Annotated in this window: 9 protein-coding genes; 3 read left to right on the top strand and 6 right to left on the bottom strand. The window is 73.6% G+C overall.

The window, feature by feature from the left end; translation table 11 throughout:
* Positions 1 to 116: 116 nt before the first annotated feature.
* Entirely contained in the window at positions 117 to 1583 is a 1467-nt protein-coding gene (locus OG556_RS39410; RefSeq protein WP_331745231.1) for an MFS transporter, read from the bottom strand.
* A gap of 456 nt (positions 1584 to 2039) precedes the next feature.
* On the opposite strand from OG556_RS39410, the gene OG556_RS39405 reads away from it, so the two are divergent.
* Entirely contained in the window at positions 2040 to 2354 is a 315-nt protein-coding gene (locus tag OG556_RS39405; protein ID WP_331745230.1) for a hypothetical protein, read from the top strand.
* A gap of 85 nt (positions 2355 to 2439) precedes the next feature.
* Here the strand turns inward: OG556_RS39405 and OG556_RS39400 are convergent, their stop codons facing one another.
* Complete coding sequence (locus OG556_RS39400) at positions 2440 to 3252, bottom strand: DUF6528 family protein (RefSeq protein ID WP_371523160.1); 813 nt, start codon at positions 3250 to 3252, stop codon at positions 2440 to 2442.
* A 582-nt stretch (positions 3253 to 3834) separates the two neighbouring features.
* On the opposite strand from OG556_RS39400, the gene OG556_RS39395 reads away from it, so the two are divergent.
* Positions 3835 to 4350, top strand: coding sequence for a hypothetical protein (locus tag OG556_RS39395; RefSeq protein WP_331745227.1), 516 nt, complete (start codon positions 3835 to 3837; stop codon positions 4348 to 4350).
* 114 nt (positions 4351 to 4464) lie between these two features.
* Here the strand turns inward: OG556_RS39395 and OG556_RS39390 are convergent, their stop codons facing one another.
* Both OG556_RS39390 and OG556_RS39385 read right to left on the bottom strand, forming a co-directional pair.
* Positions 4465 to 7830 (bottom strand): hypothetical protein, encoded by a 3366-nt coding sequence (locus tag OG556_RS39390; protein ID WP_331745225.1) that lies wholly within the window; start codon positions 7828 to 7830, stop codon positions 4465 to 4467.
* A gap of 208 nt (positions 7831 to 8038) precedes the next feature.
* On the bottom strand, positions 8039 to 9349 hold the full coding sequence (locus OG556_RS39385; protein WP_331745223.1) for a hypothetical protein: 1311 nt from the start codon (positions 9347 to 9349) through the stop codon (positions 8039 to 8041).
* A gap of 348 nt (positions 9350 to 9697) precedes the next feature.
* On the opposite strand from OG556_RS39385, the gene OG556_RS39380 reads away from it, so the two are divergent.
* The gene (locus OG556_RS39380) at positions 9698 to 11392 is read left to right on the top strand and encodes a phospholipase (RefSeq protein ID WP_331745222.1); all 1695 of its coding nucleotides are present in this window, start codon (positions 9698 to 9700) and stop codon (positions 11390 to 11392) included.
* Positions 11393 to 11610: 218 nt separating this feature from the next.
* Here the strand turns inward: OG556_RS39380 and OG556_RS39375 are convergent, their stop codons facing one another.
* Entirely contained in the window at positions 11611 to 11790 is a 180-nt protein-coding gene (locus tag OG556_RS39375; RefSeq protein ID WP_371523157.1) for a hypothetical protein, read from the bottom strand.
* 5 nt (positions 11791 to 11795) lie between these two features.
* Positions 11796 to 12833, bottom strand: coding sequence for an NAD-dependent epimerase/dehydratase family protein (locus OG556_RS39370; RefSeq protein ID WP_331745221.1), 1038 nt, complete (start codon positions 12831 to 12833; stop codon positions 11796 to 11798).
* Between the last annotated feature and the right edge of the window lie 110 nt (positions 12834 to 12943).

Genomic DNA, 12943 nt, shown 5'->3' with positions numbered 1-12943 from the left:
TCTGGGCATATGTACACGGGAACGAAACACCCCCGCAGCAAAGAGGCGTCGAACCCACTCCCCCGTTCACATTCGCAGGTGACCGGGCCGACGGCGTCCTCCCCACAGACACCTGCTCAGGGGGTCGGCCGGGTACGCAGGATGCGGTCGGCGAGGGTCGTCAGGACCAGGACCACGCCGACGCCGACCATGATCCAGGCGATGAGGTGCATGCCGCGGTCGGAGACGTGGGTGCGGAAGACGATGCCGGTGATCGCGGAAGCGGCGATCGAACCGAGGTAGCCGAAGGTGCGCAGCAGGCCCGAGGCGGTGCCGAGTTGTTCGGCGGGGGCGTGTTCGTAGAGGGCGGTCTGGTTGCCCGCGCCGGACGTGCCCATGGCGACGCCGAAGACGAGCGTGACCACCACGACCCATCCGATCCAGCCCGAGGTGCTGAGCAGCAGGACGCCGGCGGAGCCGACGAGGCAGGCCAGGGCCGCTGCCATGACCGGTCCGCGCACCGTGTTGCGCCGGGAGACGAGCGAGATCACCAGGCCGGACATGAGCGTCATGGGCAACAGGAGCAGGCCGGCTTCGGTCTCGGACAGGCCCCGGACGCTCTGGGCCCACTGGGTGACGCCGTAGAGCACGACGTACGCGCAGACCAGGACCAGGCCGTAGCGAAGGTAGGTACTGGTCAGGGCCCGGTTGCCGGCGAGCAGGCGCAGGTCGAGGAACGGGGTGCCGGCTCGCAGCTCCCACAGCACCAGGGCGATCCACAGCACGGCGGAGATCGCCAGCAGGTACCAGTGGACGTCGGGCAGGGCGAACAGGAACAGCAGGAGCGTGATCATCGCGGCGGCGAACCCGGCGATGCCGACGGCATCCAGGGCGGCCGCGATGTCACGGGCGCGTCGGCGGCGGTCCGGTGGGGTGCCGGGTGGGCTGTGCGGTGGGGTGCCGGGTGGGCTGTGTCGTGGGCTGTCGGGCGGGACCCAGGCCACTGTCGTGACCAGCGCGACGAGTGCGACCGGAACGTTGATGAGGAACACGGATCGCCAGCCCAGCGCGGCCACCAGGACACCGCCCAGGGGCAGCCCGAGCGAGGCAGTGGCGATGCCGGCGATCTGCAGGCCGCCCAGCACTCCGCCCGGCGGCTTGTCCAGACCGGCGTCCTCGGCGCGGCGGCGGATCAGCAGCATGGCCGTCGGATAGGCGCACGAGGTGCCCAACCCGATCAGCACCCGGCTGATCAGGAGGATCGGAAGACTGTCGGCGGCGCCGCCGATGAGTCCTCCGACGATGACGAGTCCGGTTCCGGCCAGGAACACCCGCCGTGGGCCGAACACCTCGGCGGCCTTGCCCGCGGTGGGCTGGGCGATCGCGCTGGCCAGGTACAGGGCCGTCACCAGCGCGGCGGTCCGCCCGATCGACACGCCGAGTCCGTGGGCGATCGGCACGAGGGCTGTGGCGATCAGCGAGCTGTTGATCGGGTTGAGCGCCGAACCGACGAACAACGGGGTGGTGAATCGCCACGAGAACGGACGCCCGGGCGGTATCCCGTTCACCGGCGGGGCGTTGGTCGTCGGTCCGGGGGCGGGCATCGGGATCTCCAGTACATGGTGGTCGCAGAGGCTCGGCGAGGCGGTCTGGCGGCAGCAACGTCGGCACCCGGGGTCGCGGGCTGATCGCTGGTGGAGGACTCGCCCAGGACGTCGGCGACGTGGTCGACGAGGGTGACGGCGGCGGTATGCGCAGGTGGGAGGCGGTCATGACGGTCCGTTGGCCTCCCCTCAAACGCGAGGATAGGGGACGTGCGGACTGATGGGACATCAGTTCGGCCGGGCCGGCTTCGCAGTGGTGCGGATGGTCCGGCCGTTTCCGTGGCGAGGGAGTCTGCCACCGGCGCGGCAGCGGGAGGTTCGCATGGTGGTTTAGGTTGGAATCCACGGGGAGCCGGCGACAGGTCCACACGAGAGCCCACCGAGCAGTCGCGCGCTTCCCGTGCTGTTTCCTGCTCTGCTTCGTGCTCTGCTTCGTGCTCTGATCGGAGAACTCACGTGTTCACCAACGACACACATCCCATCGTCGTCCTGCATGACCTGGACGACGTCCGCGCCGAGCTCCTGGCGGAAATACGGACGGCGGGCGCGGCGGAGCGGCCCGGGTTGGAGGCAGCCCTTCGCGTGGTGGATCGCCAGGTGATCGTGGCGGACGAGGAGCGTGTCCGCCGGTGGGCGAGCCGGATCCTGTCCGCGGCGGACGTCGACCCCGCGCTGGACCCGGTCCGGGCCGTGAAGGTGCTGCGGGACGCCGTCCCGGGGCTGGGGCTCATTTCGGCGAACGACCTGGTGAAGTCCGTTCTCCCCCGCTGACACGGGCGAGGCGCGGCACGTCGGCGCGGGGCCGGTGTACCGGACCGGCGCGTCGGGCGCGGCCCGCGGCTGTCGGAGGACCGCGCTACCGGGGTCGGTTCGTCGGGCCCGGACCTGGCAGCGGTGTGGTCCACCAGCGGGCCTTGTACAGCTCGGTTCCGGCCAGCGCGAGCGTCCCGTCGGGGTGGTGGAAGGTGACGGCGGAGGTGCACCAGGAGCAGGACCCGGCGTGATCGGGCGTGATGGTGAGCAGGCGACCGGTGACGGGTTCACTGCCCACGCTCTTGATCCCGCGGGCCGAGTCCTCCGCGCCCAGCCCGACGGCCTCGAAGCGGTCGAGGTGTGAGTCGTAGCGCCACAGGCGGTCGCCGGTGCTGACCCAGAACGTCCCCGGCGCGGAGCTCACAGGTGCGAGGTCGTGCCCCCCGACTTCCGGAAGGGGGACACTGCGTTCGGGGGTGAGGGACGGGATGTCGGGCGTGCCACCGACCCGAAGGGCCAGCAGGGTGTCGTCCCCGAGCACCCAGAGCAGTTCCGCGCTCTCGTCCCACTGCACGGCGTGGGCCCCGTCGAGTTCCTGCTCGGTGTAGGTGGTGCTGCGGGGCCCCTCCGAGGCCGCGTACAGCCGCACCCAGCCGGCGGTGCTGGCGACCACGGCGACGTTGCCGTCCGGTAGGAGCTCCGCGCTGTGGGGGTTGGCGTAGGTGCCGAGGTCCGTGGCCCAGATCGGTGTGCCGGTCGCCGTGTCGACCAGGGCTGCCAGGCCACCCGAGGCGGTGACCAGGAGGGAGCCTTCACCGTCGAGCACCACGTCCCTGGCCTCGGTGGGCCTGGCCCAGCTGCGGGCCGGCTCCAGGTCGGCCAGCCGATCGTCGCCGTCAGCGGTCCACGACCACACCACCGGCAACCCGTCGGCCTCGGGTCCGGCCTCCGATCCTGCCTCGGGTCCGGACTCCCGCGCCGTCTCGCCGTCCAGGACGAGAACCTGCCGGGACGCCTGATCGACCGCGACGATCAGCGCACTACCCCGAACGCCGGCCTGCCCGGCCCCCGGGTCTGCCTGACCGGGCCCCGGGTCGGCCGCAGCGAGCGGCGGACCAGCCGGCACGGGGGCCCGCCCGGCCTCCTGATCAGCCGCGATGACCACCGCACCGCCGCGGGGCTCTGCGCCGCTGCCGTCCACGACATGCGGGGCGGGGGTCGAACACGCCGTCAACATCAGGCCGCCCAGGACGGATCCCAGCCTGAGTCCCGCTCCGGCTCTTGCGCACACTGCCACATCCCTTTCGCACCATGATTATCGGACTATCTACTCTGCGTCCCGGCGCTCCGGCCCGGCGCCATCCTCGTCGCAGCATCCGGGTGAACCCGTCCCAGCGGACCCTTGACGTCGTTCATATGGACCGCGTGCAGGTCCGGTGGAAGCATTGGTGCCAACGGGTGACCCACAGTCACCTCGAAGCTCTTCCCAAGGAGAGTCATGCGGATCAGCACGCGTCTGCGCGCCGCCTCGGCTGTGCTCACCGTCATCGCGGGCAGCCTCACGTTCGCCACGGTCGGAGCGGGAACCGCCGCCGCGGGAACCGCCGGCACGGCCGACTGCGGCCAGGTGCTCGGGCCTGCCCGCACCATCGTGGCCGGCGGCCAGTCGATCGGTCGGGCCTACCTCGCGTGGAACTCCTGCAGCAAGCAGGCCTACACCGAGATCAACCTGTGGAACACCAACTACGTCAACGGCAACTGGCACGGCGGCCTGATCGACGTGAAGTCCAGCTCGAACCACAACTCGAACACGGGCTCGCCCCAGCCGAACGTCGGCTCGTGGTGGTGGGACTCCGGATCCATCCCGGTGACCGGCGTGTCGAACACCCGTCTCTACCACGGCAACTGGAACTTCACCGCCGGCGGCCACAGCTGCAACGGTCAGACCGTCACGTGGAACTTCTCCAACGGAAGCTACGACAGCAGCCAGGAGTCCCTGCCGTACTGCGACTGACGCCGACCGGCTCACCCGGGCGGCCCCGTTCCCGAGGAACGGGGCCGCCCGCCTTGTCGAGGCACCGGGCGGCGGACGGCGCGGCCTCAGGTCACTCCCGGTGCGTGCAGCAGGTCACTCCCGGTGCGTGACGACGGCGAGGGCGCGCTCGCGGACGTCCGCCGAGGGGTGGCCGCGCAGCCCGCACAACAGGGCCCGCCACTCCTGGGGCCAGCCGAGGCGGTCCCCGAAGGCCTCCGTCAGCGCCGTGGCGAAAAGTCCGGCAGCGGCGCCGGTGTCCCCCTCACGGCGCGCGGTCCGGGCCAGCACATCGATCGTCCCGGGGGGCGGCAGCGGGCCCGAGGCGTGTTCCCGCGACAGCGCCAGCGCGGTGAGCGCGGCCGCCGCCGGCCGGCCCCGGTGGGCGTCGGCGAGCGCGCCGAGCGCGGCCGCCAGCGCCTGCGGCCCGGCCGTGGGGTCCACCAGCCGCCGCAGCGCGGCCGCCCTGATGCCCGCCAGGTCGGGTTCGTCCGCGAGCAGGTCGGCGGCGCCGGCCAGCAGCGGCCGGTGGCGGTCGTCGGCCGGGAGGTCGGTGAGGTGGGCCAGCCTCCGGCGGGCCGGCAGGTCCCGGTCGTCCCCGGCGTCGAGGTCGTCCGTCCGTGCGGCGGCGGCGAGTTCGGCGAGGGTGCGGTGCAGCAGGCTGCCAGGGGCCGCACCGCCGAGCGGGTGCGGCAGCCCGGAGGCGGCGAGCGCACGGACGGCGCCCGCCGCCTGCTGCCAGCCGCCCCGGTTGGCCGGGTCGGTGACGGCCCGCCGGGCCGTGTCCGCGGTCTCCGGGGCCCAGACCGCCCACCGCGGCAACGCGGCGAGGGCGGGTGCGGCGACCTCCGGGTCCGGCGCGGCGGCGACGGAGGCCACCAGCCTGGCGTAGCGGGCCCGGTGGGTCTCGGGCAGGTGCCCCGGGTCGGCCCGTAGTACGGCGCGGCGCACGGACGGCGGTGCCTGCCCGGCGGCGTCGGCGAGCAGTTCCCAGACGGGTTCGGCGTCCAGCAGGTCGGTCGCGAAGGCGACCGCCGCGGCGCGCACGTCGTGGTGTTGGCCTTCGGCACCGTACGCGGCGACGAGCAGGTCGGCGGCGGCCGACGGCGGCAGGTGCTCGGCGGCCAGCCGCACGGCCTCCTTGCGGCTGGTCACCTTGCTGCCCCGCGCCTGGGACAGCAACTCGCCGAGCCGCTCGGCGAGCTCGCCCGGCGGGACGAACCGGGCGGCCCGGGTGGCCGCGTACACCGCGACCCGGGCGCGATCGCCGCCCGCGTGGGCCAGCAGATCGCGCAGCGCGTCGGCGGGCCGGTCCGTCCAGGCCAGCGCGGCGAGCGCCGCCTCGGCGAGCACCACCTCGGCGGAGTCCAGCTGGGCGCGGACGACCGCCTCGCCGTACTGCGGGATCGCGGCGGCGGCGTGGACGGCCGCGGCACGCCCGTGCAGCGGCAGAGTGGGATCGCTCGCCGCCGTGGCGGCGAGGCGGGCGGCGGCCCGCCACTGGCGCGGTGTCCAGCGGCTCGCCGACCGGGTCGGCGGCAGGGTCGCCCGCTGCGACCGCCTGAGGAACCGCCCGTACGGCGGCAGGGGGGCGAGCAGCGGGTCGAGCAGGTCGGTGCGCCGCTCGACCAGTACGTCCTCCACCGGTGACAGGACGGCGGCGGAGGGCTCGAGTTCGAGGATCTCGGCGACCCGGGCGCCGCGGGTGCGCGGGTCGTCCAGCCACAGGGCGGCGACCGTGCCGAACGCGCCGTCCGACCCGAACCGGAGGGCGTGCAGCAGGAGTTCCTGCAGCGCCGGGACGCCGCGGGCCCGTCGGCCGAGCGAACGGGCCAGGGTGAACAGCAGCCAGTACTCCGCGGTGTCGGCCATGGTGTCCAGCCACGGCCGCAAGGTCGCGAACACGGCGTGCTCCTGGCCCCGCCGCAGCCGGTGCTCCAGCCGGCCGAGTTCGACCGTGCCGGTCTGCCCAGCGATCCTGCGCAGGCTCCGCAGCGCCCACTCGACCAGCTCGGTCCCGTCGGCGACGGCGTGCTCGCGCAACACCTCGGCGACCAGCTTCTGCAGGGCGGCGCGGGTGGCGTACGAGCAGTCACGGGCGTCGACCGCGTCCTGGACACAGACGTCGAGGAGGGGCACCGCCGCCCGGGTCAGCAGCCGGGCGGGCACCTGGACGAGTGCGGTCAGCGCCGCGCAGCGCACCGGGTCCTGCTCGTTGCGCAGCCGCGGCAGCAGAGCGAGCGTGTCCTGGACGACAGCCCCGTCGTCCGAAGCCGCCGCGTTGGCGAACAGGGCCGTCCAGGCGGCGGACCGGTCGTCGGCGTCCGGGCGGGAGAGAGCGGCCCGCAGCTCCGGCTGGGCCTCCTCGGTGGGCAGGTACGCCAGGGCGGGGGCGATCCGGGCCCAGGGGCGGCCCTCCGCCCGGCGCGCGGCGACCTGCCGTCGCGCCTCGGCGTGGCGGCGGGCGTGCGGGAACAGCGGTAGCAGGAAGGAGAGTTCGGCCTCCCGGGGGAGGGCTCCGGCGTACACGAGGTCGAGGAACGCGTCGCGCCGGCCCGGGGGGAGAGCACGCAACAGGGCGGCGAAGCAGCGGGGTGCGGCCAGCCAGTGGCGGCCCAGGGCGGGGAGCGAGGGCGGGTCGGCGCGCACCAGCCGGCGCAGCGTGCCGCTCGTCGGGGGCGTGGTGTACGGCCCGATCGCGCCGCGCCGCGGGTCGGCGAGGAGGCGGACGGTGCGTTCGGCGTCCGTGGCGGCCAGCGGTGGCAGATGGTCGCGGCGCAGCGGGACATCGGGGCCGAACCGCTCCAGCAGGTCGAGGACCCGTTCGGGGCGGGCCCGCACGGTGGCGCCGAGGGCGTCGGCGAGGGCAGGCCACTGCCCGAGCCTCAGCGTCTCGGGGTGCTCGGCGAGGAGCCGCTCCAGGTGGTCCAGGACCTCGTCCGGGAAACGCGCGGCGAGGGGTGCGAGCGGTAGGACGTGCGCGAGGTCGGGCAGGGTCCGCGCGACGAAGGCGGGGCTGCAGGCGGAGAGCAGCCGGGCGGCCTCGGCATCGCCCCACTCGGCGCGCAGGCGGCCCACCAGTCGCTCGGCGAGCCGGTGCCGGCGGCCGTGCCGGACGACCCGGGCCAGTTGCCGGCGCAGGGTGCAGAAGGCGTCGGTGAAGGCCGCCTCGATCGCCTCGTCCGGGATGCCCTGGGTGCGGGCGGCGCGCAGGGCGTACCCGCGGACCACCGGGTCGGGGTCGGTCAGCCGCTCGGAGAGGAAGTCGGTGGCGCGGCCGGCGGACGCGGCGAGCGCGGCCAGCCGTCGGCCGTACGGACCGGAGCGTTCCAAGTCGGACAGCAGCCCCGGGAGTTCGCCGTCGACGGCGAACTCCCGGGCCCTGCGCGTGACGAGCCGTTGACGCTCCGGGTGAGGGAGGAGGTCAAGGTCGGCGAGCAACTGTTCGACTTCGTGCGGCATGCGACCATTCTGGCCCGCCGCGACACGTGCCTCCCACCGGATTTCCGGGGATGCGGGTCGCGGGGTGTGGGGCGGACGAGGACGCGGGGCGGGCGGGGACCGTGCCTGGCCGGCGATGACACTGTGCGCCCGACGTGCCGCTGGTGGCTGGAGCCCGCCGCCCGGGGAGGGTGGCGGGCTCCTTGGCGTTCGGCTTCGCCGTGCGCGCTCAGGCCCGGCGCAGCACCCGGCGCAGCCAGAGGGCGCAGGCCCCGGCAGCCGTCAGGGCGAGGCCGCCGAAGGCGAGGCCTGCGGAGTGGTCGGCCCCGGTGGAGGCGAGCTGGACGGATGACGGCGCGGCAGGCTGCGCGGCCTCGGCGGCGCGGGCCTGCGGGGTGGACGGCGCGGTGGAGGTGGTGGACGGGTCCGCCGGAGCCGGGGTGCTCGGAGCGCTCGGGGAGGACGCGGAGACCGGCACGGCGGCGCCGGCCGGGGCAGACGGGGCCGAGGACACCGGGGCCGACGGGGCCGAGGAGGACGGGCTCGGCTCGGGCGCCTTCGTGGCAGCGGGCAGGACCTGAATCGTCGAGTGGGTACCGCATTTCGTGGTTCCCCGGAACGGCTGGCCCTCGTTGACGAACACGCACGGGCCGAGCGTGGTGGTGCCCGCCGGAGTCTTCGCGTCGTACGACACCCGCACCCGGGCGACGGCCTTGGCGCCCGACCGGAGGCTGGAGTCACGGCCCTGGAGGTACACGCCGAAGGGGTCGTCCGGCGCGATTCCGGCCACCTTGTCCAGCGTCCGCCAGGCCCCGTCCGCCGTACGCACCTGCACGGTCGCGTGCCGGTCCACGAACAGGACGTTACCGAGGTTGGTGTAGTCGGACGGCGTGGGGTTGTCGAGGGTGGCGTCGAACTCGACCGGCGTGCCGCCCGCGACGACGGTGGCGGGCACGTGGTCGAGCGAGCTCGTGATCGAGGTGACCTTGATCGTGCTGGTCACCTCGGCCTGCGCCGGCTCGTGGGGGTCGGCGACGACGGCGGGATGCAGGGCGATGGACTGGAAGCCGCCGTTGGTGGCGCCGTCGTGGGGCAGGCCCATCGGCGCGCCGATCCGCAGGTCGACCCTGAGGGTCCGCCCGGCCGGGACGGTGAGCCCGGACACCGTCCCGTCGTACACGACGCCTCCGGAGGTGCCGGTCATCACCAGCGGCACCGACTTCCACGTACCGTCGGCCGGGTCCCTGTAGTCGATCACGATCGCGTCCGGCGGCGTTCCGACGGCGGTGACGGTCTGCAGCTCCAGGTGGTAACCGGTGCTCTCCTGACCCGAGTTGGTGATGTCCTCGGTGAACTCGACCGGCCCACCGGCGAATCCGACCGAGGTCGGGGCCTGGACGGAGAGCGCGGTGTGCGACGGCTCTCCCGCGAAGGCCACCGGAGCGGCGGCCACGACCGATCCGCAGACGGCGGCTACGCCGAGGGCGGCGGCGACGGCGATGGCACGACGGGTACGACGAACATGAACGACGGTGGACACAGTTCTCCCCTGAAACCGTTCTGCGGGCATGCCGCAGCAGCGCATTGATGACTGATGACTGAATGACTGATGGCGAGCGGGCCGCAGCAGGTGTGTGTGCGGCCGGGGGGCGATCACGGCCCCGCTTCTCACTGTCATAGACGTGGAGCCCGACCAAAGGTTGCAGGCGATCGGAAAGAAATTCTTCCCTGTCTCCGGACACCTGCCGACGACGAGCGATCTCGTCACAGCCGGGCCGTCAGCCCCAGCGGGCGGATCTCGACAGGCCCCTGACACATCTTCAAGTTACTATCAGGTATTTTTAAGGGGCCTTTCAGGTGAACATTGCCACTTCTTGAAGGATTGCCCGTGCTCCGTCGCCCGTCCCTCCGCCCGTCCCCCCGCCTCGGCCGCTCCGCCCGCACCACGCTCACCGCCGCCCTCACCCTCGGCACGGCGCTGGCAGCACTGCCCGCCGCCCCCGCCTCCGCCTCCGCCTCCGCCTCCGCCGACACGCGGATACCCGCCCCGGCGGCGCCCGCCGCCACCGGCACCCCGCACCTGGACGCCGTCGAGCAGACGCTGCGTCAGGTCTCGCCCGGCCTGGAGGGGACGGTCTGGCAGCGCACCGGCGGCAACAACCTGGACGCCCCCGCCGGCGACCCGGCCGGCTGGCTGCTGCAGACCCCGAACTGCTGGGGCGACCCGAACTGCACCGACCGGGCCGGCAGCGACAGGCTGCTGGCCAAGATGACGGCGAACATCGCCGGCGCGACCCGCACCGTCGACATCTCCACCCTCGCGCCGTTCCCCAACGGCGCGTTCCAGGACGCGATCGTCGCGGGCCTGAAGGCCTCGGTGGCAGCGGGCAACAAGCTGACCGTGCGGGTCCTGGTGGGGGCCGCCCCGCTCTACAACATCACCGCGCTGCCGACCAGTTACCGGGACGACCTGCTGGCCCGGCTCGGCCCGGCCGCCGCCGGCGTCACGCTGAACGTCGCCTCGATGACCACGTCGAGGACCGCCCTGTCCTGGAACCACTCCAAGCTGCTGGTGGTGGACGGCCGCAGCGTGATCACCGGCGGCATCAACAACTGGAAGGACGACTACCTCGACACCACCCACCCGGTGTCCGACGTCGACCTCGCGCTGACCGGCCCCGCCGCCGCCTCGGCCGGCTCCTACCTCGACACCCTGTGGGGCTGGACCTGCAAGAACACCGGAGTGCTGTCGAACGCCTGGTTCGCCTCCAGCAACGGCGCGCCCTGCCTGCCGAACCTGGAGAAGGACGCCAACCCCGGACCGGTGCCGGCCACCGGCAACCTGCCGGTGATCGCCATCGGCGGCCTGGGCGTCGGCATCCGGAGCTCGGACCCGGCCTCCACCTACCAGCCGGACCTGCCGGCCGCCGCCGACGCCAAGTGCGGCCCGGTCGCCCTGCACGACAACACCAACGGCGACCGCGACTACGAGACGGTCAACCCCGAGGAGAGCGCGCTCCGGGCCCTGGTGGCCGGCGCCACCAGCCACATCGAGATCTCCCAGCAGGACCTGAACGGCACCTGCCCGCCGCTGCCGCGCTACGACCTTCGCCTCTACGACCTGCTCGCCGCCAAGCTCGCCGCCGACGTCAAGGTGCGCATCGTGGTGAGCGACCCGGCCAACCGCGGCACGGTCGGCAGCGGCGGCTACTCGCAGATCAAGTCCCTCTCGGAGGTCAGCGACGCGCTCCAGGCCCGACTGGCGGCCCGGACCGGCGACGTGGCGGGTGCGAAGGCCACCATGTGCCGCAACCTCCAGCTCGCCTCCTTCCGCGCGGCGCCGACCGCGACCTGGGCCGACGGTCACCCGTACGCGCTGCACCACAAGGTCGTCGCGGTCGATGGCTCGGCGTTCTTCGTCGGCTCGAAGAACCTCTACCCCGCTTGGCTGCAGGACTTCGGCTACCTGGTGGAGAGCCCGGACGCGGCCGCCCAGCTCGACACGAACCTGCTGGCACCCGAGTGGCGCTACTCGCAGGTCGCCGCCACGGTCGACTACGCCCGCGGCATCTGCCCGAACTGAGCGCGTTCTCCGTCCGCTCGTTCCCCATCCGCCAGGACCGTCCGGGCCCGCCGATGCTCTCGCGGGCCTCGGGGCACCGGACGGTCCTGCCGGCGCCGTAGCGGGGTGCCCGGTGTCCGTGCTCGGCACCGGGCATCCGTGCGCGGTACCGGGTGTTCGTGCTCGGCGCCGGGCGCGGCCTTCGAGCGGCAGCTCCGGCAGGACCCCCCGTCCCCCGGCTACCAGGCGGCGATCCGGAGGACGTGCGCGGTGATGTCCTGAACCGATCGGCCGTCGGTCGGGATGCGGACCGTGCCGGCCGGGGCCTGATCTTCCAGCTGTCGTGCCATCCGCAGGCTGCGCTCGATGTGGGCACCCAGTTGGGATCCGATCTCCCGTTGGGCGAGACGCCCGCGCACGGTCGTCAGAGTTCGCCCGCCAGGATCCGGCGCTCCTTCTGCGGATCGATGCCGAGCGCGTCGCCCTGTAGGCCCTGGGTGTAGGGCTCCTCGCGCGGGCCGCGTTCCTGCAGCCAGGCCCAGGTGTCACGCACCGTCTCGGCGAGCGGGCGACAGCGCAGCCCGGCCGCCGCGGCTGCCCGGGAGTCCGCCTGCCAGATCGCGCTGGCGCTCCCGTTGTCATCGAACTCCGGGTACCAGAGAGGGAGTTCGCTCCACGGTTGGACGCCGGCCGCGCGCAGCCGCTGGTCCTCCACCCAGACCAGTTCGGCGTTCGAACCGCTGGCCGCCGCACAGGACGTGAGCAGTTCGCCGTAGGTGCTCGACCCCGGCAGCGAGGTGGTCACGAACCGTCCGCCGACGCCGCGTTCCCCAAGGTCCAGCCCGAAGGCGGCGAAGTCCCGGGCATCGACCAGCTGGATCGGCAGGTCCGGCCTGCCGGGGGCCAGCACGCGCCCGCCACGCGCCGTCCGCTCCAGCCACCAGGGCAGCCGCCCGATGCTCTCGTACGGGCCGATCAGCAGACCGCAGTTGAGGACGGTCGATCGCTCGGCGCCGAACTGTTCGAGCACCGCCCGCTCGCAGCCCGCCTTGAGCGCGGTGCTGAACGGCAGACCGGGCGGCGAGTCGGCCGGGCAGTCGTGCAGCGGCGAGTTCTCGTCGACCGGCCGGTCGGGCCATCGGGCGAAGGCGTGGACCGAGGAGACGAAGACGTAGTGGCTCGCGTGCTCGCGCAGCAACCGGGCCGAGGTGGCGACGGCGTGCGGCTGTTGGCCGCTGGTGTCGATCACCGTCTCCCAGGACCGGTCGGGGCCCGGCGCCCGCTCGACCAGCGCGGCCAGGTCACCGGCGTTGTGGCGGTCGCCGCGCACCGTCTCGGTGCCCGGCAGGTCGGATCCGGAACGGCCGCGGTTGAACACGGTGACCTCGTGGCCCCGGGCCAGGGCCTCCGTGACGAAGGCGCGGCCGAGGAACACCGACCCGCCGAGAACGAGGATTCGCATGTGACGATCGTGCCCCGGAGGCCGTGCCGCAGAACCGTGCGGCGTCCGGCGGGTTCTCCCGGTCCCGCTGCCACGGCCCGGGCCGTGGCAGCGGCAGCGGCAGGGACGCG

The sequence above is a fragment of the Kitasatospora sp. NBC_01300 genome (genome assembly GCF_041435235.1).
Lineage (GTDB): Bacteria > Actinomycetota > Actinomycetes > Streptomycetales > Streptomycetaceae > Kitasatospora.
The sequence above is the reverse complement of the archived record's forward strand: the minus strand, read 5'-3'. Positions and strand labels throughout refer to the sequence as shown.